The sequence below is a fragment of the Streptomyces sp. NPDC058872 genome (assembly GCF_042743065.1).
Lineage (GTDB): Bacteria > Actinomycetota > Actinomycetes > Streptomycetales > Streptomycetaceae > Streptomyces.
The window spans coordinates 1-20,909 of the sequence record NZ_JBHYMK010000032.1 but is presented as its reverse complement, the minus strand read 5'-3'; the positions used below and the strand labels follow the sequence as shown (position 1 = coordinate 20,909).

Genomic DNA, 20,909 nt, shown 5'->3' with positions numbered 1-20,909 from the left:
TCACTCTGCGCCTTCTTGAAGTTGCAGCATCTCGTGGAACGTGGAGTTGGCACCGCGCTGGGTGAGCTCGTGATAGGTGCCGGTCTCGATGATGCGTCCGCCCTCGATGACGATGATGCGGTCGGCGAGTCTGGCGTTGGCGAGGCGGTGGGTGATGAAGAGGGTGGCCCGGCCGGTGGCAAGGTTCTTGAGGCGGGTGAAGATGCGGTGCTCTGCCCGGGCATCGAGGGCGGCGGTGGGTTCGTCCATGACGAGGACGGGAGCGTCGCGGTGGAAGGCGCGGGCGATGGCGAGGCGCTGCCACTGCCCGCCGGAGAGGTCGTGCCCGCCCCACCAGGAGCGCGCGAGGGACGTGTCGAGGCCCTTGGGGAGCTGGGCGATGACTGCGTCGGCGCCAGATGCTTCGGCTGCAGCGTGGATGGCGGGGTCACCTTCTGGCCTGGGCTGGCCAAGGTGGATGTTGGCGCGGGCGTCGAGCGGCCAGCGGGTGTAGTCCTGCGGGACCAGCCCGAGGTGCCGGTACACGGTGGCCGGGTCGGCTTGGGCGAGGTCGATGCCGTCCCAGTGGACACTTCCGCTGGTCGGGAGGTACAGACCGGTCAGGAGCTTGGCCAGGGTGGTCTTCCCGGAGCCGTTCTCGCCGACGAGGGCGATGACCTCACCGCGCTTGAGGTCGAGGCTGATGTCGGAGAGCGCGGGCCGATCGGTTCCGGGGTAGATGAAGGTGGCGTCCTTGACGCTGATCACTTCGGGGCCGGTTTCCGGGATGCGGGCGGTGCCTCGGCGGGCCGTCCAGGGGCCGGCGACGGCGAGGAAGCGGTGCCAGTCTCCAACGGCGAGCGAGGTACGGAAGAGACCGGCCCCGGCGCGCACGGTGGTGGAGAGCGCGGCGGAGGCGGTGCGTAGGGCGAGGGCTGCGGCGCCGGCGGCGGCGAGTTCGATGCGGCCGGTGGAGACGAGCAGGATGAGCGCGGCCCACGCGGCGGCCGTACCGAGGGCGGTGAAGGCGTCGCCGATGCCGCGAACGGTGAGGGCCTTGCGGGTGGCGGTGAGCTGCTCGGCTTCCAGGCGGCCGGAGATGATGCGGTACTGGCTGGTGAGGAAGTCGGCCATGGTGCCGGCGCGGACCTCGTCGGCGGTGGTCTGTTCGGTGGTGTAGGAGCGGAAGACGTTGCGCAGCCGGGAGTCGCCGAGGTTGCGGTGGTGCGCGTCGTGTTCGATCCGTGCGGCGCGGACGGCGCCCCAGGCGCAGGGGGTGGCGGCGAGCAGGAGCAGGCCGAGGACGGCGGGGTGGAGGAGGGCGACGACGGCAGCCGCGGCGACGATCTGGGCGGCAGCGGAGGTGAGGAGCTGGGCGTCGAGGATCAGGTCGCGGGTCTTGTCGGCGCCGTCGGCAGCGGCCTGGCGGGCGTTTTCGAACTCGGGGTCCTCGTACGCGGCGAGTTCGGCCGCGGTGGAGGCGGCGATGACGCGGAGGTCGGCTTCCCGTACGACCTTCGGGGCCAGGCGGGCGGCGGCGGCCCGGGCGGCGGCGTCGAAGATGTATCGGCCGCACAGAGCGGCGCAGAGGACGGCCAGGGCCCCGGTGCGGTTCTGCAGCCCGGCAAGGATGTCGGCGTTGGTGAACAGGCCGGCCAGCACGCGGGTGGTCGCGGTGAGCGCGGCGGCGGTGAGCAGGGCGGCAGCGACCTGGCAGGCGGCCAGCGTCAGGACGGCGCGGTGGTCGGTGGCCCAGCCCAGTCGGATGGCTTCGCCGAGGGTCTTCGGCAGGCGGCGGGCGATGGCCCCGGTCGACATGGTCGCGTTGGCGTCCTGGTACCGGTCGGAGGCCATGCGCATGACGGGGGGCTGGCCGACGGCGGCCGGCGGCGCGATGGTGGCGGTAGAACTCACGGGCCTAGGAACGCGCGCCGTGACGTTGTGGGGCAACGGGATTGTCGGCTGTCTGTGTGCATCAGGGCCGGTCAGACAATCAGGCCGTCAACTTTGCGTTACGAGATTCACCCGATCGAGGAGCCGTGGCCCGGGAAGGCGGAGGCGTGTCTCCCGGGGCCACGGCCGTTCTCAGCGCGTCTCTACGGGACGGACAGGACGCGTGTGTAGGGCCGGTCCGCGCCGTCGCCGGCGTCGTGGCCGACGGGCCCCTCGGCAGTGTCGACCCAGGCATGCGCGGCGTCGGGCAGTCGACGCGCGCCGAGGGCCCAGGAGGCGCGGCGGCCGGTGAGGGCGGTGGCCAGGACGGTGGCGAGGCTGATCTCCATGCATGCGATCCGGCCCGTCCACCACGTGGGGGTGATGTGGCGCACGGCCGTGTCGAGGCGAATGACTCGCCCGCGGCTGGCGGCCGGCAGGCGGTGCAGGGTGCGGATGGCGGCGATGCGGTGTCTCAGCGGTAGGCGGCCGAGCGCGAGGGAAAGGGCGAGTCCCATGGTGGCGACGGCCCGCTCGGGCAGGGTGGGGGTGTCCAGTGGGGCGGGGACCATCTGGGTCATCGTCGCCACCACTTTCGCTGCGGCGCGTGGGTGGGGTCGATGAGGATTCCGTCCTGTTTCCACTGGTTCACGAGGTTGTTGATGCCCTGGCGGACGGCGTGCGGGTCGCGGCCGGTGGGGATCGCGAGTTCGTCGGCGAGGCCGTCGGCGGTGCCGTTGACCACGATCGCCTTCCAGATGCGGGAGACGTCCGGGCCGAGCATCGACCACGTTGCGGTGCGGACGTCGAGGAGGACGATGCCGTGCTCGTCGGTGGCGTGGTGGATGTGGCCGGCCGGGGTCAGCACGATGCCCCCGTGAAGGGGTGCGTGCCGGTGAGCCACCAGGAGACCGTCAGCATCTGGTGCATGTCTGCCGAGCCGATCGGGGTCCGCCCCTGCCCGAGGTGACCGAGGGTGCCGGCCACGGCCTCGTGGTCGAACAGGCCGGTCGTGATCAGAGGGCTGACGGTGAGGAGGTCGTCCAACTGGGTGCGGTGCTGCTGGAAGGCCACGATCCGCTGAGGGGTGAAGGATCCCTTGGAGCGGCGTCCGAGCAGCCAGTCGGGCAGATCGGGCAGGGCTGCGGCCAGCAGTGGCTTGAAGGTGTAGAGGCCGCGGCGGGCCGCAGGCGGTATAGCGAATGCGGCGCGCACCACGGTGTTGTCGAGGTACGGGTGGACGGGGCGAACGCCCAGAGCGTCGGCGTAGGGGGACCAGCCGCGCTCGGCGGCGCCGGTGAAACGGAGCGCGGTCCACTGGTCGAACTCGTCGGCCTTCTCCGGCTGGGAGGTGTCGGCGGCGGCCTGCCGGAGTAGTGCGGCCACCTGGGCGCGGCCGTCGGCGGTCAGCCAGGACGCAGCCGGGCCCAGACGGCACCAGGACCACCCCGCCATACCCGGCGTGGGCTGCGGCCGGTTCTTCTCCAGCTGTTCGACGGCCTTCTCCAGCACGCCGGTCCGGCCGAGCGCAGCGGTTTCCCGCAGGCCCTTCCAGAAAGGACCAGGGGCCATGTTCCGCATCCGGGCATAGGCGACGACCTGCCGGTGCGCGGCGCGGCGCTGCCCGTCTTGGAGAAGCCGGACCCAGACCGAGGAAGTCGCGTCCAAGACGACGTCGCCGCCGTGCCCGGTCAGGTGCAGCGGCAGGCCGGCCACCGGAGCGAGGTAGGTGCGATCCATCTCGAACAGGGCGGCACCCATGGCCGGTTCCAGGCCCGTCGGCTGGCCGACGGGGAAGGAGAAGGGCAGGTCCTCGTCGCTGCCGTGCGCGATGGTGTGCTCGACGTTGGTGTGCTCAGCGATCCGGGCGGCGAAGGACGCATCCTCGGCGCTGGTGTAGCCGTCGGTGTAGGTGACCGCGTGCACCTGACCGACACGGGAGGCAAGAACCACGGCCGCGGAGGAGTCGAGACCGCCCGACAGGTCCGCGCCCACCGTCCCGCCCGCAGCCTTCACCCGGTACTGAACCGCTTGGGCGAGAGCGGATCCGAACTGCGCGGCGCCGGACGGCAGGTCCTCGACCGGCCGGATCGCGGCAATATCGAGGAGCTGCGGAACCTGCCCGGCGCGCAGCAGCAGGCCGTAGCCGCCCGGCACCAGGCTGATCCCCTCGTAGGGGCTGCGGTCGGGCCAGTGGTCGCTTCCTGCGACGATCCGCGCGGCTGCCAGCGCCAGGTCGGCTACGAGCGGCGTCCCGAGACGACGCAGGTGGGTCGCCCATGTGCCGTCGGCGGTGTAGTAGACCGGCCGGAGCCCGGCCAGGTCCCCGCAGACGAACTGCTCGCGCTCGTTGCCAGCGACCACCCAGTACGAGCCCGGCCAGCCCGTCAGGTTCTCCCACCGTCCCGCCCGTACGGATGCAAGCGCGCCGTACAGCTCCTTCTCCTCCACCGGGCAGTCGCCGACGACCACCACGGCGGCGCCGCCTTCGACCGCGCTGCGCACGCGGCTCCCGGGGCCGGTGCGCGCGCTGTCGAAACCGGCGACGGTGAATCCGCTGTCCCCGGTCGCCGGACCGCCGGCGAGCCACTGCTTTCTCATGCCTCTCTGCCTCCTGCTCGTTTCCGGAAACGGGCCCGGGGGCCGCCGCAGTGCGACGACCCCCGGGTTCGTGTGACGCCGGGGCTGATCAGCCCTCGAAGTAGTTGTCCTTGTCGGAGTCGTTGAAGGTCTGGCGCCCGAGGGTGAGCTCGGCGACGTCGTGGGTGTTGATCTCGGCCGTGAAGTCGACGGCGGGGACGGTGGTCTGGGTCTGCTCGGCCATGGCCGGCCTCCTTGGTGTCGGTGGTGCCTTCTTGGGTGGTGCACATCTATGACACCGCTTTTGAACTCCCTTTCTTAGAGCGTGAGTTAGTGACTTCCTAGGGGAAAAGTAGGGGCGGCTGCGATCTGCCGACACCTGGACATGGGGCCGGGGGCCGCCGCAGTGCGACGGCCCCCGGACGGGCATGGCATCGGGCAGGTCAGCCCTCGAAGTAGTTGTCCTTGTCGTCGGAGCGACCCATGTAGGTACCGAGGGTGAGCTCGGCGACGGGGTGGGTGTTGACCTCGGCCGTGAAGTCGACGGCGGGGACGGTGGTCTGGGTCTGCTCGGTCATGGCTGGCCTCCTTGGTGTCGGTGGTGCCTTCTTGGGTGGTGCACATCTATGACACCGAGCGCGAGCCGCCATCAGTAGAGCCGAAGGTGGTGACTTTCTGGGGGAAAAGTGGGGGCAATCAATGTGCGCCCAGCAGATCCACTACAGCCCTCTGATGCACGGCATACACCTGAGGGAGTTCAGCCAAAGACGCACGCTCGTCGATGCCGTGCAGACCCTCGTAGGGGATGCCGAAACCTGCCGTGGCGGGGATGCCGTGCCCTGCGAGGAGGTTGCCAATGTTCGAGGGGCCCGCGGTCTTCGCCCGGACATCGAGCCCTGCTGACCGGGCCGCGGACAGCAGGGCGGCGGCCGGCTGCTCGTCTTCCTCCAGCCGGAACGCCGGCCAGGACGCCACCTCGGCGACCTCCGTCGGCACGGGGGCGGGGAGCTCGGCGTCGAGCTCGGCCACCGCCTTGCGCACAAGGGTTTCGGCGTCGTGCGCGTCGAAGGCGGGGGTGGTGCGGACATCGACGTTGATGTCGACCCGGTCGGGGGTCACGGAGAAGCCCTCGCCCCCGTGGAAGGCAGTGACAGTGAGCTTCGGTCCAAGCGGAAACCCCGAGGCGCTGTCAGCACCGGGCAGATCGGCCGCGTCGAGCAGGCCCACCAAGCGTGCGGCACGGGTGATGGCGCCGATGACGGTGCGGCTGGAGCCGGAGTGCCCGGACGGCGCGTGTACGGCGATCGTGGCGCGCCACAGGCCGCGGCCACCGACCACGACCTCGTCCATGCCGGGGTAACCGATGATCACTCCGGCCGGCCGGGCGGCAAGAGGGTCGGCGAGGTAGGCACGGGCGCCGCCGAAGTTGCCGGTGTGCTCGTCCACGTCCAAAAGCACGGCGAGGCCACCAGCGAAGGCACGCGGGCGGGCGGCGAGATCGGCGGCGATGTGGCAGTACATCGCGGCAGCAAGCTTGGAGTCGGCCGCGCCCCGTCCCAGCAACCAGCCGTCCCGGACCGCGCCGGAATCCGGGGCGAAGGACCAGCGGGTCAGGTCCCCGTACGAGGCGGTGTCCACACAGGCGTCAAGCGTCCACCACGGCCCCGGCCGGTCACCGGTGACCTCGGCCAGGAGCCCGACCAGGGCGCCCGCACCGTCGTGCAGGCGCCGGTGCGGCACCGCGCGGCCGGTCAACCACTGCTCCAGGACATCAAGAACGGGGACGTAGTCGTCGATCCCGCCACGGCTCGGCCGGCGGACCAACTCCTGCGCAAGCCCCACCACCGACCGCATCGTCTCGTCCTGCCCGACCTCCCGAGGGCCACCGATCATGCCCTTCCACCAACTTCCTATCTGCGGCGCACGGGCAGTTCCCGCACGTCCCGTATCGTGCCCAGCAGTCGCGCCGCCGCGCACGCTTCTCGCCCGTGATGGACAAGACCAGCCGCCGCCTCGCCCTCAAGGACGATGCCGCAGTCGAAGCCGTCCGCACTGTGTAGGGACGGCAGCGGCACCACGGCCTGCTTCTCCGACGCCACGAAGAACCTCTCCAGCGTCTCCCCGCGCTCGACAAACCCGATGCTCAGCGTCCGGACCCCGTTGCGGCGCTCGGCCGGATCCCTCAACTCCATCAGCCGCACCAGGTGCTCGGCCAGCTCCGGGTGCCGCGGCGGACCGTAGAGCACACGGGTATGCACCAGATCCGGGTTCTGTGCAACGGCCGTCTCGATCGCCCCCAGGTACGCTTTCTCGCGACTCCGGCTGCCGGTCACCACCAGGTGCTCACGAGCGTCAGACACCACTGTGATCATCGCCTCCACCAGATCGGACCACCGCGTCACGAGCGTGCCCTGTACCTGATTCAGGGCCTGCGCGACACCGCTGCGCCCGTCCTGGTGAGCGAACAGCACCTCGCTCGGCTTCCCGTACAACTCGACCAGACCACGCCGGTTCCGCAGCCCTGTTCGCCGCCGCCCAGACTCCCATGCACTGAGCTGACTGGTGTCGCTTGTTCCGCCTGTAATCGCATTCAGCTCCGCGACCACCTCCTCAAGCGTGAGGTTTTTCTCCAGCCGCGCCCGCTTGAGCGCCGATCCCGTCGGCGTGCTCATCGAGACCGCCTCCTCCCGACTCCACCGTGCTTCCAGATGGTCCAGATCGCTGTGCCGGTCGTACAGGTGGTGCAAGGGGCGGGACGGAGCACATGCTCACCACAGCCCGCCCCTGGTCCTACTCAGACCCTCCGTTTGTGGGCAGAACGTAGTAGCCAGGTCCGCGTGGGTTCTCCCGGAAGGCCACTAGCCTGTCCCTGATGATCATGCGGAGAGCCCGGGGTATCACCTCCGGAGCCAAGCCATGCTGGTGGGCGAGGATCGCGGTTGGGAGTGGCGTGCCCGCCTTGTGCCGGCCGCTCTCGATACCGGATCGAACGGCCCGGTCGAAGGCAACGTCGTTGGGGTGCTGCTCGTGCGGACCCAGGCGACGTCGTTGGCCGCACCGCAATCTTGCCGGGCTGTAGACCTCTCCCATCTGGTCCAACTGCGCCATCGCCGAAGACACGTACCGCTGGTCTTGACCGAGCTGCTCGGCCAGTTCTCGGACGCTTGGCAAGGCCGCACCGATGGGGTGCTGCCGTAAGAGGGCACGCAGACTGTGCAGAAGAACCGCGCGCCGTTTAGCGAAGGAGACACCAACCCTTCCTACCTCGTTCTCAGGACTGTCGGCGTACACCATCGGGGTACCTGCGCTGTTGGAGTCTGGGAGTCTCTTGGGCTGCACCGATATGGCTGTGATGGACATGCTTCCTGCCAAGGGGCCTGGGGTTGTCGTGGAGAAAGGCCGGCTGCTCTTCCCTCGTGTCCGCTGGAGAGAGGGTGGCTCGACCGGACGGAGGTGATGTTCGCCTGGGCTGCGTTTCGTGGTGGACGCGGTGTGTCGTTCCGAAGGCAGGTTGAGGCGGAGTCTGGACGGTCAGGAGTTCGTCTTGCACTGGCCACCCCTTGGCCAGAAGGCAGCCTCGGCGTCGGCCAAGAGGCCGTGGATCAAGCCGTGTGAGCGCCGGCGCCCTTGGCGGCTACGGGGCGGTGCTCTCTAGGAATTGATGATGGCCGCGGCGTGCTCGCGGTCGAAGACCGAGATGAACTTCTGGCTGGCCCAGTCTCCGCACTCTTCAGACCGGAAGGCACGGGTCTTGCTCCAGAAGTCTTGGACGGCGGGCCGCTCCATGAGGCTGCGGGCTTGTACGTACAGCTTCTTCGAACTAATCAATCCCAGCTCGAAGTTGAGGTGGGTGAGGCTGACCTGGCTGTTGACTCTCACCATCTTGCCGAGCTCTTCTGGGGTGATGCCTTCCTTGGCCCAGAGCTGCCAGTGCTCGGGATCGGCTGCGATGGCCGCAAGCAGTCGCTGATGGAGAGCAGCGGTGCCGAGTCGGAGCTGTTGACGGTGCTGCTTCTTGCTGAGGTTGATTTCCTCCCGGTGCCGACGTTCGGCGCGCCAGATGCCGACGACAGCCGTGGCGGCGGCGATAAGAATGGTGTTGGAGGTCTTCATGGGCTGCCTTTCGGGAAAGTGGGATCGGGCCCGGAAGCTCCTGAGGTGAGAGGTAGCACCCGGTAGAGGGAGGCGGTGTCGTGCCTGGCTCGCAGCCCCGTCTTGGGTATCGGAGCAGGCACGAAAGCAGGGAGCGAGTTCGGGGCAGTTCAGCCGTGTGGGCCGCGCAGGACCACGGCCGTGACCATGCCGTTGGGGGCAAGGTCGTAGCGGTCGCAGGAGGCCCAGCCCATGGCGAGTTCCTGCACTGCGGCCTCGGGTAGGGCGTGGGTCTTCGAGCCGGCGGGCAGCTTCTCGGCGACGGCCGTCGTCACGTGCAGCACCCCGGTTCTGCTCAGCCACCGACGGACGTCGGTGAGGAACCTGGGCGCGTCCAGGAACTGGAGTACGTGGCGGCAGGTCACGATGTCGACGCTGCCCGGTACGAGACGCGGCGGAATCGGGTCGATATTGAAGTCGTGGAGCTCGAACTTCGCAGTGGAGTGCCCAGCGTGGTGCCGATGCGCGCGCTCGATCGCGGTCGCGGAGGAGTCGTAGCCGGTGACACGCAGCCCGAACTTGGCCATCCGGCAGGCGAGCATCCCCAACCCCGTACCGACGTCGACCGCGACCTGACCGGAAGCGGCCTCAGTGCGGTCGCGGAAGTAGAACAGCTCGCGTTCACCGATTGGCTGGGGAATCGCCCCCTGCCGGTGGGCGAGGTCCCAGTCGGGCAGAGCCCGGGCGAAGGAGGGGACAAGGATCATGAACAGCCCCTCTGCTCATGAGCATCGTTGGTGGGGGTGATGGTGACGCGGTGCAGCCGGGCCGGTTCGAAGCGGCGCTCGACGGTGTCCCCGAGCGCGGCGTCGAACAGGTTCACTGCCAGGGGCTCGGCGGGTTCAGGGACGATCGCGGCCAAGGCGCGGCCGGGGGTGCGCATGTCCAGCGCGCTCATCGTGCACTCCTCAGAGGCTTGTTCCGTACAGGGCGAGCGTGATCACGAGCGCGCTGACGAGGACGACGTAGAGGATCTGGCCGAGGATCTGGCGCCACCCCACACCGCGGTCATCGAGCCAGCGGGCTGGGCTCCTTCAAGTCGACGGCTCCGGTACAAGGAGCGAGGTGAAGCAGCGGTGCTTGTGGACGCCATAGAGCGCGGTCTCGTAGTACGCCTCGTCCACGCTGATGTGCCGGTACGTCGGGGCCAGCACGCCTCGGGCGAAGCCGCCGGCCAAGGCCTTCATCAGCTCGTTCCACGCCGCACTCTGGGTGGGAACGATTTCTCCTGAGTCATCGTGGATCGTGCACCGCACGGCCCACTTCCGGCCGGCTGCCTTGGCGCGCAGCTGCTGGAAGTGTGGCTCCGGGTCTTCGCCCGGCAGGGTTTTTACGTACAGGACCACCCGGCTTCCCGCACCCCCACCGGTGGTGTCGCTGTTCAGGGAGCGGCGTAACCGCTCCAGCCGCTTTCGGGCCGGACTGGCCGCCTCTACGAGCGTGGTGGTGCTCTGGTGAATCTTCATGATCGACCTCGGCTGGTCGGGACTGGGTAACGGCTGCTGTTCCAGGACCTGGGCGGCGGCCATGGCCGCACGGCCGCAGCGAAGTGACTGACACAGTCACGATTTGCGACTGGGCCGGTTGCTTTCCGTAGCGGAACTACCGTCCTCCATGCGACAGTTGCTTTGCAACCCCCAAGTGAAAACTCCACTTGAAATGGCATATGCCGTTGGGTATGTCATGGGCTTTGCAAGGAGGACGTGAGGTGCAAAACTCGGGGCCGATGTCCCGATCCGGCGAACAGTCCCCCGAAAGTGCCGAACTGTCACCTAAATTGGCAGGACCGTCACTCGCATCAGCCGGACTGTAGGCAGGATCCGGCGAACTTGATGAGACAGGAGGACAGCACGTGGCGGCGCCTACTGGGCCGACAGTTCGGCGAATGCAGCTCGGCAAGCAGCTCACCCAGGTCCGTAAGCAGGCCGGCTTCTCCACACCGAAGGCGGCCGTGGAGGGCCTGGAGATCTCCGAGGCGCAGTACAGGCGCGTCGAGCTCGGCCAGTCCGCGTTCCGCAGGGCCGCGGACCTGATCACGGTCTTGGAGCACTTCGGTATCACCGACAAGGGTGACCTCAAGCACTTCACCGACCTGCACCGGGACGGCCAGACCCGAGGATGGTGGTCCTCCTACGCCCGGACCATGTCCTCCGGAATGAAGATCTACGTCGGCCTGGAAGACGGTGCGGAGGCGATAAGGGCCTGGCAGCCCAACGTGGTCCACGGGCTGCTTCAGACCAGGGGGTACGCCGAGGCGCTCTTCGCCACTCACAAGCCCGTCGATGAGATGACCACCGAGGAGGTCATCCGTGGCGTCGAGGTACGCATGGAGCGCCGCGAGATCCTGACGCGGGACAATCCGGTTGAGTTCCGAGTCGTACTCGATGAGGCTGCTCTCCGTCGCGAGGTCGGCGGTCCGGAGGTGATGCGCGAGCAGTACGAGGAGCTAGCCTCCCTCTCCACCCGCTCCAACGTGTTCATCCACATGATTCCGCTGGACAAGGCAACCTACCGTTGCCCGTCCGACTTCGCCGTCCTCGACTTCGATGAGGGACTTCCGACCATCGTGCAGATGGACATGCCGGATGGTGAGGTGCGGATGACCGACAAGGCGGACCAGATCCGTACGTACTCCCGCAGGTTCGATGCCCTGCGGGATGGCGCTCTCTCCACCGAAGAGACGTCAAAATTCCTGCACCAACTAGCCCGAGAGATCTGAGACATGGCCCTCACCTCCCTGGACCTCGCCCCCGCCGGCGACTGGTTCAAGTCGTCGTACAGCGGCGGCAACGGCAACAGCTGCGTCGAGGTCGCCGACCTCACCGAGCGCGGCACCATCGGCACCCGTGACTCGAAGCAGAGCAACGGCCCGGCCTTCGAGAGTTCGCCGACCGCCTGGTCCACCTTCGTGACCAGCGTGGCAGCGGGTGAACTTTCCGCCTGACGTGCATAGCCGAGCGGCCCGGTTTCCCCCACGCCGTATGAGGGGGAGGCCGGGCCGCTTCGTGTATCTGTACCCTCGGGCTGTGTGAGCCTACCTATCCCGATGGGCCTGCGTCAGTGCTCTCGTACGTGCATGTGACATGGCGGCATGGGCTGGGTGGGCGAGCAGGAATGTGTCGCCATCACTCGACGGGCTTCCACTCCCCGCAGCCCTCGCTGTTGAAGGAGTAGTCGCTGGCGCGGATCGTCACCTGGACACGGGCGGCGCCGGCAGTGAAGTAGTTGTCGATCGGGTTGCCGTTCCGGTCGGTGCGTTCCCAGTAGCAGTTCTCCACGTCGGTGGTGACGTAGGTACCGGGCTGCACGTCCTTACCGACGGTGAGGACGCCGGACCCGAAGATCTTGCCCTCTGCCAAGAGCCGGTTGTCCTTCTCGGCGCTGGCCAGCAGCGTTGTGATGCGACCCTTTTGCGGGTGGTCGGGGCACAGAAGGAGTGCGCCACGGACTTCGGCGATCTGCTCGGGCGAGCCGGCGTCCTCGAGGTAGCCGAAGCTGTCGGTCGCGTTCTGGGCGCACATCGAGTAGAGGGTGCCGAGCGGGCTGATGTCGCCATCGTCGCTCTCGCCGTATGCGGTTGTGAGGGCCTTCTGCTCCTTCGGGCTGAGTTCGTCCCCGGAAACGGTGCCTTCGCAGAGGTGGTACTTGCCGGACCATGCCTGGTCGGGGGTGCTGAATTCGGTGTCGATGCCCGTGCACTCGATCGACGCCGTGATGGGCATGGGCGTGTACTCGACCTCTGGAGCCGTCGTGATCAGCGGTGGCGGAGTCTCCGTGATCACCGGCGGAGGCGCGGTGTGCCCTGACTTCCCCTCCGACGAAGCGTTTGAGCACGCGGTCAGCGCCAACGCGGCCACGGCCGCCGCGGTGACAGTCCGTCTTCTCAAGGTCCCCCCAGACTGTTCAGGGCCCCGAGGAAAGGGCCCAGGTTGGTAGGAGCACGGTAACCCCGGATGCGGGAGTGCGTGGTGACGTGGAGCCGCCGTGCGTCAGGTCCTGTAGCGAAGATATTTCCGTCGCCCCAGGAAGGCTGGGTGGGTATCAACCATGACCGGGAAAGGCCGGGATTCCGGCTACGTCGAGCTGTGAAGTCATCGCTGCATAGAAGGCTTTGAGCTGCGCATACTGAGGCCATGACGATGTCAGCCGACCCTCTTGCGCGTGCTCGCGCGGTGGCCGAGAAGCGCGTCTGCACTGACACGGTGAGGATTTACATTCCGGGCACCTTCGACCCCGACACGTGGGAGACGACACCAGACATCGTGCTGTGGGAAGGGGTAGGAGCTGTCCTCCCGGACCATGCGTCAGACGTGACGGTGACGGTGCAGGACGGACAGGGAACTCCTGTCTCGAAGATGGGGCGGTATCGGATGTTCACTCCGCTCTCGGCACCGGTGCCCACACTGGAGCACACCGTGACGCTGATCGCGTCGGCAGATCCGGACGCGGTAGGCCGCAAGTGGAGGGTTCAAGCGGTTGAGCGGTCCAGCGCCCCGGTGCTTCGCCTTACCTGGCTGACGTACGACACGACTGCGAACGGTGGGAGTTGATGGTCGACCTGGAGCAGGTCCGGACGGACCTGGAGAACCTGATGACGGACACGGTGCGGGTGCGCCGGCCGACCGGCAAGACCGACCCCGAGGACGGGGCGCCGGTCTGGGCAACGATCTACGAGGGCGCGGGCGCGCTGCTGTCGACGCACGGCCAGATCGTGGTTCGGCAGCTCCTGGGAGCGGACTGGCTGGGGGAGGCGTCAGCCTGGTACCAGATGATGACGCCGCTCTCCGCGCCGATCGCCGACCCGGGGGACCAGGTCGGCGTGATCCAGGGAGCTGAGGGGTTCGCCGGTCGGACCTGGTTCGTGGAGGCCCGCACCCAGGCGTCCACGGTGGAAGTCGTGCGGGTGACGCGCCTGGACGAGCAGACCGGTGCACTGGCGGTGGGCGTGTGAGCGAGCAGAACGAAGGGCTGCACCACGTGCGGATCGTCGCGGACGTGGCGCGGCCGACCGTGGAGATCGACGGCCAGGACGTGTCCCGACTGCTGCACTCCTACCACGTGCAGCAGGAGGCCGGGCGGGAGCCGACCGTCGTGCTGGAGCTGGCTGCCCACCGCACCACGGAGCTGGAGGGCTTGGCGCGGGTCGTCGTCGGCGTTCCGCCGGACCCGGGGCCGGCGGCAGCGGAATTCCTCCAGGCGATCGACGCCGCCCAGCTCGAACAGGCGGCGCTCGCCCGGCACGACCTGCAGGACGGCAGACCGAACGAGTTGACGAGGGCGATGCTGCAACTACTGGGGGAGTGGGCCCGCGGGCAGTGGGCCGGATGGGAGCCGAGCTGAGATGGCCGGGATCCTGAATCCGCACCCGAACGCCCACCCGGACGCCGGGCTCTACACCAACGGCGCGCAGATCGCGGCGGCGCTGGACCGGCGCGCTGCCCTGGTACTTCCGCACTCCGTCGCCCTCGTGCGGCACTTCGCGATGCTGCTGGAGACCCGGGTCAAGGCCAATGCGTCAGGCAGACCCGGGCCGAACGCCCCGACGGGTGACTACCGGAGGTCGTGGTCGCACGCCGTGTACGCATCGGGCACGGATGTGATCGGCGTGGTGGGCACGAACAAGCCGCAGGCCAGGAGGCTGGAGTACGGATTCGTCGGCACTGACGCGCTGGGCCGCACGTACGCCCAGCGGCCCTACCCCCACGTCGGCCCCGCCGTCGAGGCGATCCGGCCGCTGTTCCTGGAGGGGATGCGCCAGGTCGCGGAGGGAGGCGGGCAGACGTGAACGGAGTGTCGGAAGAGCAGTTCACCGAAGCCCTCGAAGGCGCCGTCGGCGAGGTCCTGGCCACGCTCGGGCTCGGCATCCTGTCGCGGATGACGCTGAGCATCGAGGTGATCGACCGCGGCGGTGACCTGGGCTTGTTCACGGTGGCGGCACCGGCCGGCACACCGGTCTGGGACCGGATCGGGATGCTGCGGTACGCGCTGACGGAACTCGAAGCGAACTCGGTCGGCCACGCCGTCATCGCCCACCTCCGTAGCAAGGAGGACGAGTGAGCGTTCCCGGCAGGCAGGTGGCCCAAGCGGTCATCCAGACGATCGTGGCCGCGTCGGGTCGGTCCTGCGGGTACAGCACGGTTCCGACGAGCCAGTCCCAGCCGACCGGCGCCCAACTCCCTTACCACGTGCTGTACGAGCTGGGGCAGGCCGTGAGCGGTCCGCCGTTTGGTGATCAGGCGGCCGACGCACGGATGCTCTTCCAGGTAACCACCGTCGGCAACAGTCCCGAGGCAGCGTCGTCCGGGGCGGACCGGGTGCGGACGGCGTTCCTCGGCCGCAGGGCAGACGGCTCCGGCTGGCAGTACCCGATCAACGTTCCGGCCGGATATGCGGTGATGGGACGGGAGCTTGATCGCGAGGACGGGATGAGCGTCGCCGGTTCCACGTACTCTTATGTCCATCGGTTCGCCGTGCACGTCACCACCACCAGGTGACCACGCCGACCTGATACTCCTCACCGCGGAGGTACACGCGGACGCTCGCACGACGTGACGGGCCGAATCCCCTGATGGGGACGGCCTCTGCGTGCTCTGGGCCAGTCCCCGGAGAGCGAGTCACCCAGATGCCCGAGCTGACCACTCAGAAGCGGTTCATGCGCCGTGGCGTGAGCAAGTTCTTCTTCCTCGCCACCATCGCCAACCCGAAGATCGGCCCGTCCCGTGAGGAGATCATCGCTGGCACCGAGCTGTCCGACCGCATCAGCGACGTCGAAGGGTGGGCGCTGGAGAACACGCCGATCGACACCCCGGACATGGGCACCGACTACACCAGCTCCATTCCCGGCGAGGACAAGGCCGAGAACAGCGCGCTGACTTTCTACGAGGACAGGGAGGACTCCAGCGTCGAGACCCTCCTCAGCAAGGGCGTCGAGGGGTACGTGGTGATCTTCCGGAAGGGCGACATCCCTGCATCGCCGTCCATGGACACCTTCTCGGTTCGTGTTGGCGCCCGGTCGGCCAGCTACACGACGGCGGCCGAGCCCGCGAAGTTCCGGGTCTCCTTCAACATCACCTCCAAGCCGGCGCTCGACAGCGCCATCCCGGCCGCTGCTGTTTCGGGTGGTGGCGCGTGAGCGGCAAGCAGCCGGAGGGGACTGCTGTGGCTGCCGAGCCGCCGGCGCACGTGGTGGCCCGCGACGCGCACTGGGCGGCGAAGATGGAGCGCCTGCGGAGGCGGAAGCTCCTTGAGCGAACCGCGACGTTCGCCGACGACCCGGAGGCGAAGAAGGCGGTCGCGGAAGCGGCGCTCGGGCTGGCAAAGGCCCGCGCGGACGCCGACCGGAGAGCGGATGCCGAGGAGATCCCGGCCGAGCAGCGCGAGGCGTGGATCAGCGGCCAGCCGAACGTCCTGGCTGCCGACTCGAAGCTCGTCGAGGCGAACGCGGCGCTGGAGGACGCCACGATCACGCTGACCTTTCGCGCCCTTCCCCGGCCGGTGTGGGAGGACCTTCTGCAGGAGCATCCGCCGACGGAACAGGGCGCCGACCAGGGGCACGAGTACAACGTGGACACCTTCCCGGCCGCGTTGATCTCCGCCTCCTCGACGGACGGCATGACCGCAGGGGAGGCGCAGGAACTCCTGGACACGTGGTCGGACCCCGACGCCAAGGCACTGTTCACGGCGGCGCTCCTCGTTAACCAGACCCCCCGGGCTGACCTGGGAAAAGGCTGATCGAGGACTCCCAGTTCCGCGCCGAGATGCAGCTGTGCGCCTCGTACGGCATCCCGCACAGCCAGTACCTCGGCGCGGACACCGGCGGCCGGTGGACCGCTCTGGACCGGGCCAAGGCCCTGGCCTGGCAGGCGTATCAGCGGGCGACGTGCGATGGCTGCGGAACCCGTATGGCGGAGTGGGACCCCGAACTCGGCGGTGACCGCTTCGCGTACGTACCCGAGCCGGTGCGCTGTGTGGGGTGCGAGCTGATCGAGATGGAACGGGAGCAGGTCCCCTCGGGGGCCGAGGGGCGCGGGGTGAAGATCGGGCTGAGGCCCAGAGAGGGAGCCTGACGTGGCCTCCGGCTACAACCTGTACGTCAACCTGCTCGCGTCCACCGGGGGCCTCGCCTCCGGCCTGCGACAGGGCGCGGGACAGCTGCGCGCCTTCGACGGGCAACTCGGCGCGACGGCCGGCCGCCTGAACCAGGTGAGGGTCGCTTCCCAGGCGCTCGCACGCGCGCAGGCGGAGGCGTCGGCGCAGATGGTGACGGCGCAGGGCCGGGCCAGTGCGGCGGCTCGGCGCGCTGCCCAGCTCCAGCAGCGCGCGGGGCGGGCCCAGACGGTTGCCGCGCAGACGGCCGCGAGAGCGGAGACGGCGCGGGCCGCGGCGGTGCAGGCCGGTGAGCGGGCCGCACGGGCGCAGGCCGTCGCGCAGACGATGGCCGGCCGGGCGGCGACGGCCAGCGGGAGGGACGCGGAACGTGCGGCCCGGACCGCGGCAGCGGCACAGCAGTCCGCTTCCCGGGCCGCGGAAGTTCACGCGCAGGCGGTGCAGCGGGTGCAGACGGCACAGTCCCTTGCAGCACGGGCGGCCGGCTTGTCCGCGCAGTCATCGGAGCGCGCTCGGCAGGCGGCACACCAGCAGGACGAAGCGGCGGCGCAGGCTGCCCGCGCCCGGCAGGCTGCCGCGGCCCGCACCATGCAGGCCGAAGCTGACCTAGCGCAGGCCCGCGAGCACGCGGCGGCCCGGTCGGCGCAGCACGCTCTCGTCCTCGGTGCCGCTCTCGGCGTCGGCGTGGCGCAGGCGATCGCCCTGGAACGGGAGATGGCCAACGTCATGACGATCAGCCAGCAGATCAACGGCGACACGATCGAGCAGTTCACCGACCAGATCGTGGAGCTGTCCACGAAGCTTCCGCAGACCGCGCAGCAGCTCGCGGAGGGGCTGTATCAGGTCGTCAGTACAGGCTTCGATGGCCAAGAGGCGTTGGAGATCCTGGAGGTCGCAGCCGAGGGCGCTGCCGCCGGCCTGACCACGTCGGAGACAGCCGCCCGCGCGCTGCTCGGTGTCCTCAAGGCGTACGGGATGCCCGCCAGCCAGGCGACGGACGTCATGGACACCATGTTCCAGACGGTCAACCTTGGCGTCGTCTCCTTCGAGGAACTTGCGCAGCAGCTCGGCGACGTGGTGCCGATGGCGGCAGCGGCCGGTGTTGAGTTCGATGACCTATCGGCTGCGTTCGCAGCGGTCACGCTGTCCGGTATCCCCGCGGCCGAGACCGCAACCTCGCTGAACATGCTGCTCACCCGGATGATGGCGCCGACCTCCGAACTGCGGAACGTCGTCCGCGACCTCGGCTACGAGTCGGCGTCGGCGGCCCTGCGGCAGGACGGCCTGTACGTGGTGGTCAACAAGCTGAACACGGCGGCGGGCGGCACCGCCGAGAGCCTGCAGCACATGTGGAAGGACATCCGCGCCACTCGCGCGGCCCTTGCCCTCGCCGCGGCCGACGGGCAGAACTACCGCGACACTTACGCCGGCATCGCGGTCGAGGTGGCGAGGGCGGGCGCCACCCAGCGCGCGTACGCGATCCAGACAGACACGGTGGCCGGACAGTGGCAGCTGGCCGCCAACCAGGCGCGGGCGCTCGGAATCGACCTGGGGCGCGCCCTGATTCCGGCGCTGAAAGCGGTCGGGACGGTCCTGCACACGGTGGTCGGCGCCGTTCAGGACATGCCCGGCCCGATGAAGTCCACCCTCGCGGTGATCGCCGCCACGGCGGTCGGCGTGCTGCTGCTGCGCTCCGCCTACCAGAAGGTGACCGCCCAGATTGCGGCCTTCCGTATCGCGCAGGCGGCGGCGGCGACCTCCGGTACGGGGATGCCGACCCTCCTCGCTGGCACCAGTCTCGCCGTGTCGGGGCTGTTCGCGGTGCTCACCCTCGGCATCGCCGGATACGCGGCCTACACGGCGTCGAAGCAGAAGGCGAAGGATGCCACCGAGGAATTGACCAAGGCGCTGCAGGCCGAGCGCGAGCAGGGTGGCTCCGGGCTTGGACTCCGTGAGCTGGTTGACCAGCTCACGGCTGACGGGGCGCTGGAGGACCTGAAGAAGGTCGGGATCGGCGCGACCGAAGCGATCGACGCCATCACCGCGGGCGGCGGGAAGTTGGCCGCGCTCAAGTCCCGCCTCGATCAGGACGCCCTGGCCTACACCCGGGCAGTGCAGCGCCGAGAGAAGTCCGGCAACGTCAACGACCTGTTGCAGTGGTCCAAGGCGAAGAAGCTCCTCGACGAGCGGCACAAGGTATGGACCGACGCGGTCAGGAAGGAAGCGGACCTCGCCAACCAGCAGGCGATCGTTGCCGCCCGCATCAAGCAGCAGGCCGCGAACACCGGTGGTCTCTTCGACCTGATGTCGCTGGCGAATGTCGATAAGAACGGTGCCGCGCAGATCACCGACGAGATGCGTGCACTCGCCCAAGTCGTGGGGTCGGCAGTCGAGCCGGCCGAAGCGTTTCGCTCGGCACAGCAGAAGGTCGCGGAATCGCTGCGGAAGGCGGGGAAAGAGGCTGACACCGCCAAGGTCAAGCTGCAGGACTACATGAACGAGCTGCGCAGACAGCAAACTGCGCAGCGCGAATTCCAGGGAAACCTAAGCGAGTTGGCGGTCCAGGGCTATGTCGACCTCGCGGACCACTTCGCCGAGCTCGGCATCGACGCCGCTCCGATGCTGGATGAACTCGCGGAGCAGTTGAAGAAGGGCAACACGAAGGTTGCCGACGAGCTCCGCGGGATCGTCCTGGAGGACATGGAGCGGTCCAACGAGGGATACCGCATCGGCCTGGAGAACACCGCCCGCATCGCCGAAGAGTACGGGCAGAAGACTGCACGCGCATGGGCGAAGGCGTCCGAGCGTAACGATCCGGTGGCCTTCAAGAAGGTCCTCGGCGACATGGCTCTGATAGACCTCGACAAGGCCGTCGACAAGACGGTCAAGGGGGCGGGCGACAGGTTCCGGAAGGGCCTCGGGATCCTCGCCTCCATCGCGAGGGAGAAGGGCATCGACGCGGCTGGCGCGTTCGAGGACGCGCTGCTGTCCGGAGACGTTGAGCGGGCGATGACCAGCCTGCAGCAGGTATGGGGAGCAGACCTCCCAGTGCCCGAGGCTGAGCTCCAGCAGATCGTGGCCGCGTTCGCCGGCGCGGGCACCGCTGCCCGGGAGGAGTGGTCCGGCGCCCTCTCCCTGATCGCCCAGGTGTCCCAGCAGAAGGGCTCGGCAGCCGCCGCCGCGCTCACGTCCGCACTGCTGTCCGGGGACATGGCGGCGGTCAAGGCGCAGCTCGACGCGATCGGCGTGTCCGTGCAGAACATCCCCGGCAGCAAGTCCGTCACGGTCAGTGTCACCGCGCAGAAGCCGCCCCCGATCATCGTGCCGATCATCCTCCAGCGGCAGTCGTCGCCGTGGGACAGGGACGCGAACGGGGTGCCCGACAAGATCCAGGCACCCCAGGCCCGTGGCAGCGTCCTCGACTTCTACGCCCAAGGCGGCGTCCGCGAGCAGCACGTCGCGCAGATCGCACCGGCCGGTTCCTGGAGGGTGTGGGGTGAGGACGAGACGGGGGGCGAGGCTTACGTACCCCTCCACCGCTCTAAGCGGCCGAGGTCCCGAGCGATCGTGCAGGAGACCGTACGGCGCCTCGGCGGCGACCCCTCCTCCATCCAGTGGTTCGCCAATGGCGGTCTGAGCGGTTTCGACTACGAGGTGCCCCAGTCCCCGCAGCTCTTCGACCTGTCCGGGATCGCGGGGGACTCGAAGAACAAGAAGGGCAAGTTCGACCTCAATCTCTTCGCGAAGAACCTCGACCGCGCCGTGTCGGTGGCCCGCCGCTGGCGTGCCGACCTGCAGACGGTGGCCCGCCGAGCCGGCCAGGACGTCGCCGACGCCCTCGAAGCGATGGGCGAGGACGGCATCGAGCTGACCCGCAAGATGGCCACCGGCAGCTCGAAGTACCTCAAGGACATGGCCGCGGACCTGCGGGCACTGGCGGACGCGTCCAAGGCCACCCTGGGCGACTTCACCGGACAGTTGAAGGCGGCGGTCGCGGACCAGAAGACGTTCGAGAAGAACCTCGCGACGCTGGCGGCCAGCGGATACGGCGACCTGGCGAAGCTCCTCGCCGAACAGGGCGACGCCGACGCCGAACTCCTGGCCGGGCAGGCGGTGAAGGACAAGAAGAAGGCGAAGGCCGCGAACGACGCGGCGAAGTC

At 68.8% G+C, this 20,909-nt stretch carries 26 protein-coding genes; 13 read left to right on the top strand and 13 right to left on the bottom strand.

The genetic code is table 11. The features are described 5' to 3' along the window. From ACFW22_RS20940 to ACFW22_RS20905, 8 genes are all read right to left on the bottom strand, one after another. Window positions 1–1,893 (bottom strand): ATP-binding cassette domain-containing protein, encoded by a 1,893-nt coding sequence (locus ACFW22_RS20940; RefSeq protein WP_384871402.1) that lies wholly within the window; start codon window positions 1,891–1,893, stop codon window positions 1–3. Between the two features lie 182 nt (window positions 1,894–2,075). Further along, complete coding sequence (locus tag ACFW22_RS20935; RefSeq protein WP_384871405.1) at window positions 2,076–2,492, bottom strand: lasso peptide biosynthesis B2 protein; 417 nt, start codon at window positions 2,490–2,492, stop codon at window positions 2,076–2,078. Further along, window positions 2,489–2,779 carry a PqqD family protein gene (locus ACFW22_RS20930; protein ID WP_384871408.1) on the bottom strand — a complete coding sequence of 97 codons (291 nt, stop codon included), beginning with the start codon at window positions 2,777–2,779 and terminating at the stop codon, window positions 2,489–2,491. Before ACFW22_RS20930 ends, ACFW22_RS20935 begins: the two co-directional genes overlap by 4 nt. Continuing rightward, window positions 2,773–4,512 (bottom strand): asparagine synthase-related protein, encoded by a 1,740-nt coding sequence (locus ACFW22_RS20925; RefSeq protein WP_384871410.1) that lies wholly within the window; start codon window positions 4,510–4,512, stop codon window positions 2,773–2,775. Before ACFW22_RS20925 ends, ACFW22_RS20930 begins: the two co-directional genes overlap by 7 nt. 88 nt (window positions 4,513–4,600) lie before the next feature. Then, window positions 4,601–4,735, bottom strand: coding sequence for a hypothetical protein (locus ACFW22_RS20920; protein ID WP_384871413.1), 135 nt, complete (start codon window positions 4,733–4,735; stop codon window positions 4,601–4,603). A 199-nt stretch (window positions 4,736–4,934) separates the two neighbouring features. Beyond that, window positions 4,935–5,069 (bottom strand): hypothetical protein, encoded by a 135-nt coding sequence (locus ACFW22_RS20915; RefSeq protein ID WP_384871415.1) that lies wholly within the window; start codon window positions 5,067–5,069, stop codon window positions 4,935–4,937. Between the two features lie 118 nt (window positions 5,070–5,187). Next, a complete protein-coding gene (locus tag ACFW22_RS20910) occupies window positions 5,188–6,384 on the bottom strand; it encodes a M20 family metallopeptidase (protein ID WP_384871418.1) in 1,197 nt (398 codons plus the stop codon). Between the two features lie 17 nt (window positions 6,385–6,401). Then, window positions 6,402–7,163 (bottom strand): XRE family transcriptional regulator, encoded by a 762-nt coding sequence (locus ACFW22_RS20905; protein ID WP_384871421.1) that lies wholly within the window; start codon window positions 7,161–7,163, stop codon window positions 6,402–6,404. Between the two features lie 244 nt (window positions 7,164–7,407). On the opposite strand from ACFW22_RS20905, the gene ACFW22_RS20900 reads away from it, so the two are divergent. Next, window positions 7,408–7,689 (top strand): hypothetical protein, encoded by a 282-nt coding sequence (locus ACFW22_RS20900; RefSeq protein WP_384871424.1) that lies wholly within the window; start codon window positions 7,408–7,410, stop codon window positions 7,687–7,689. 453 nt (window positions 7,690–8,142) lie between these two features. Here the strand turns inward: ACFW22_RS20900 and ACFW22_RS20895 are convergent, their stop codons facing one another. The 4 genes from ACFW22_RS20895 to ACFW22_RS20880 all read right to left on the bottom strand — a co-directional run bounded on the left by ACFW22_RS20895 (window position 8,143) and on the right by ACFW22_RS20880 (window position 10,109). After that, complete coding sequence (locus ACFW22_RS20895) at window positions 8,143–8,604, bottom strand: DUF6082 family protein (RefSeq protein ID WP_384871426.1); 462 nt, start codon at window positions 8,602–8,604, stop codon at window positions 8,143–8,145. Window positions 8,605–8,753: 149 nt separating this feature from the next. Beyond that, window positions 8,754–9,350 carry a class I SAM-dependent methyltransferase gene (locus ACFW22_RS20890; RefSeq protein ID WP_384871428.1) on the bottom strand — a complete coding sequence of 199 codons (597 nt, stop codon included), beginning with the start codon at window positions 9,348–9,350 and terminating at the stop codon, window positions 8,754–8,756. Continuing rightward, window positions 9,347–9,541, bottom strand: a complete 195-nt coding sequence (locus ACFW22_RS20885) for a hypothetical protein (protein ID WP_384871431.1) — start codon at window positions 9,539–9,541, stop codon at window positions 9,347–9,349. The genes ACFW22_RS20890 and ACFW22_RS20885 overlap by 4 nt, the downstream gene beginning before the upstream one ends. Before the next feature lie 136 nt (window positions 9,542–9,677). Then, window positions 9,678–10,109 carry a hypothetical protein gene (locus tag ACFW22_RS20880; RefSeq protein WP_384871434.1) on the bottom strand — a complete coding sequence of 144 codons (432 nt, stop codon included), beginning with the start codon at window positions 10,107–10,109 and terminating at the stop codon, window positions 9,678–9,680. 419 nt (window positions 10,110–10,528) lie between these two features. Here ACFW22_RS20880 and ACFW22_RS20875 point away from each other — a divergent pair, with 419 nt between their 5' ends. Together ACFW22_RS20875 and ACFW22_RS20870 are read left to right on the top strand one after the other, a co-directional pair. Beyond that, window positions 10,529–11,362, top strand: a complete 834-nt coding sequence (locus ACFW22_RS20875) for a DUF5753 domain-containing protein (protein ID WP_384871436.1) — start codon at window positions 10,529–10,531, stop codon at window positions 11,360–11,362. 3 nt (window positions 11,363–11,365) lie between these two features. Further along, window positions 11,366–11,587 carry a DUF397 domain-containing protein gene (locus ACFW22_RS20870; RefSeq protein WP_384871438.1) on the top strand — a complete coding sequence of 74 codons (222 nt, stop codon included), beginning with the start codon at window positions 11,366–11,368 and terminating at the stop codon, window positions 11,585–11,587. Window positions 11,588–11,768: 181 nt separating this feature from the next. Here ACFW22_RS20870 and ACFW22_RS20865 read toward each other — a convergent pair whose 3' ends face one another. Next, the gene (locus ACFW22_RS20865) at window positions 11,769–12,425 is read right to left on the bottom strand and encodes a hypothetical protein (RefSeq protein WP_386406699.1); all 657 of its coding nucleotides are present in this window, start codon (window positions 12,423–12,425) and stop codon (window positions 11,769–11,771) included. Window positions 12,426–12,776: 351 nt separating this feature from the next. Between ACFW22_RS20865 and ACFW22_RS20860 the strand changes: the two genes are divergently transcribed. From ACFW22_RS20860 to ACFW22_RS20815, 10 genes are all read left to right on the top strand, one after another. Beyond that, the gene (locus tag ACFW22_RS20860; RefSeq protein ID WP_386406696.1) at window positions 12,777–13,193 is read left to right on the top strand and encodes a DUF6093 family protein; all 417 of its coding nucleotides are present in this window, start codon (window positions 12,777–12,779) and stop codon (window positions 13,191–13,193) included. Beyond that, entirely contained in the window at window positions 13,193–13,594 is a 402-nt protein-coding gene (locus ACFW22_RS20855) for a DUF6093 family protein (protein WP_384871446.1), read from the top strand. The genes ACFW22_RS20860 and ACFW22_RS20855 overlap by 1 nt, the downstream gene beginning before the upstream one ends. Continuing rightward, window positions 13,591–13,983 carry a hypothetical protein gene (locus ACFW22_RS20850; RefSeq protein WP_384871448.1) on the top strand — a complete coding sequence of 131 codons (393 nt, stop codon included), beginning with the start codon at window positions 13,591–13,593 and terminating at the stop codon, window positions 13,981–13,983. Before ACFW22_RS20855 ends, ACFW22_RS20850 begins: the two co-directional genes overlap by 4 nt. Before the next feature lies 1 nt (window position 13,984). After that, complete coding sequence (locus ACFW22_RS20845; protein WP_384871451.1) at window positions 13,985–14,428, top strand: HK97 gp10 family phage protein; 444 nt, start codon at window positions 13,985–13,987, stop codon at window positions 14,426–14,428. Next, window positions 14,425–14,700, top strand: coding sequence for a hypothetical protein (locus ACFW22_RS20840; protein WP_384871453.1), 276 nt, complete (start codon window positions 14,425–14,427; stop codon window positions 14,698–14,700). The genes ACFW22_RS20845 and ACFW22_RS20840 overlap by 4 nt, the downstream gene beginning before the upstream one ends. Next, the gene (locus ACFW22_RS20835) at window positions 14,697–15,137 is read left to right on the top strand and encodes a hypothetical protein (RefSeq protein WP_384871456.1); all 441 of its coding nucleotides are present in this window, start codon (window positions 14,697–14,699) and stop codon (window positions 15,135–15,137) included. Before ACFW22_RS20840 ends, ACFW22_RS20835 begins: the two co-directional genes overlap by 4 nt. Before the next feature lie 128 nt (window positions 15,138–15,265). After that, window positions 15,266–15,775, top strand: a complete 510-nt coding sequence (locus ACFW22_RS20830) for a hypothetical protein (RefSeq protein ID WP_384871460.1) — start codon at window positions 15,266–15,268, stop codon at window positions 15,773–15,775. Then, on the top strand, window positions 15,772–16,374 hold the full coding sequence (locus tag ACFW22_RS20825) for a hypothetical protein (protein WP_384871463.1): 603 nt from the start codon (window positions 15,772–15,774) through the stop codon (window positions 16,372–16,374). The genes ACFW22_RS20830 and ACFW22_RS20825 overlap by 4 nt, the downstream gene beginning before the upstream one ends. Window positions 16,375–16,400: 26 nt before the next feature. Further along, entirely contained in the window at window positions 16,401–16,709 is a 309-nt protein-coding gene (locus ACFW22_RS20820) for a hypothetical protein (RefSeq protein WP_384871466.1), read from the top strand. 1 nt (window position 16,710) lies between these two features. Beyond that, a partial coding sequence (locus tag ACFW22_RS20815; RefSeq protein ID WP_386406687.1) for a phage tail tape measure protein occupies window positions 16,711–20,909 on the top strand: 4,199 nt, incomplete at its 3' end.

What these genes read in the sequence shown, in the direction of transcription:
- ACFW22_RS20845 (WP_384871451.1), top strand. Translation starts at nt 13,985, where the DNA reads ATGGCCGGGATCCTGAATCCGCACCCGAACGCCCACCCGGACGCCGGG.
- ACFW22_RS20830 (WP_384871460.1), top strand. Translation starts at nt 15,266, where the DNA reads ATGCCCGAGCTGACCACTCAGAAGCGGTTCATGCGCCGTGGCGTGAGC.
- ACFW22_RS20920 (WP_384871413.1), bottom strand. Translation starts at nt 4,735, where the DNA reads ATGGCCGAGCAGACCCAGACCACCGTCCCCGCCGTCGACTTCACGGCC.
- ACFW22_RS20895 (WP_384871426.1), bottom strand. Translation starts at nt 8,604, where the DNA reads ATGAAGACCTCCAACACCATTCTTATCGCCGCCGCCACGGCTGTCGTC.
- ACFW22_RS20900 (WP_384871424.1), top strand. Translation starts at nt 7,408, where the DNA reads ATGCTGGTGGGCGAGGATCGCGGTTGGGAGTGGCGTGCCCGCCTTGTG.
- ACFW22_RS20875 (WP_384871436.1), top strand. Translation starts at nt 10,529, where the DNA reads ATGCAGCTCGGCAAGCAGCTCACCCAGGTCCGTAAGCAGGCCGGCTTC.
- ACFW22_RS20925 (WP_384871410.1), bottom strand. Translation starts at nt 4,512, where the DNA reads ATGAGAAAGCAGTGGCTCGCCGGCGGTCCGGCGACCGGGGACAGCGGA.
- ACFW22_RS20910 (WP_384871418.1), bottom strand. Translation starts at nt 6,384, where the DNA reads ATGATCGGTGGCCCTCGGGAGGTCGGGCAGGACGAGACGATGCGGTCG.
- ACFW22_RS20870 (WP_384871438.1), top strand. Translation starts at nt 11,366, where the DNA reads ATGGCCCTCACCTCCCTGGACCTCGCCCCCGCCGGCGACTGGTTCAAG.
- ACFW22_RS20880 (WP_384871434.1), bottom strand. Translation starts at nt 10,109, where the DNA reads ATGAAGATTCACCAGAGCACCACCACGCTCGTAGAGGCGGCCAGTCCG.
- ACFW22_RS20885 (WP_384871431.1), bottom strand. Translation starts at nt 9,541, where the DNA reads ATGAGCGCGCTGGACATGCGCACCCCCGGCCGCGCCTTGGCCGCGATC.
- ACFW22_RS20860 (WP_386406696.1), top strand. Translation starts at nt 12,777, where the DNA reads ATGACGATGTCAGCCGACCCTCTTGCGCGTGCTCGCGCGGTGGCCGAG.
- ACFW22_RS20820 (WP_384871466.1), top strand. Translation starts at nt 16,401, where the DNA reads ATGCAGCTGTGCGCCTCGTACGGCATCCCGCACAGCCAGTACCTCGGC.
- ACFW22_RS20935 (WP_384871405.1), bottom strand. Translation starts at nt 2,492, where the DNA reads ATGACCCAGATGGTCCCCGCCCCACTGGACACCCCCACCCTGCCCGAG.
- ACFW22_RS20855 (WP_384871446.1), top strand. Translation starts at nt 13,193, where the DNA reads ATGGTCGACCTGGAGCAGGTCCGGACGGACCTGGAGAACCTGATGACG.
- ACFW22_RS20905 (WP_384871421.1), bottom strand. Translation starts at nt 7,163, where the DNA reads ATGAGCACGCCGACGGGATCGGCGCTCAAGCGGGCGCGGCTGGAGAAA.
- ACFW22_RS20915 (WP_384871415.1), bottom strand. Translation starts at nt 5,069, where the DNA reads ATGACCGAGCAGACCCAGACCACCGTCCCCGCCGTCGACTTCACGGCC.
- ACFW22_RS20890 (WP_384871428.1), bottom strand. Translation starts at nt 9,350, where the DNA reads ATGATCCTTGTCCCCTCCTTCGCCCGGGCTCTGCCCGACTGGGACCTC.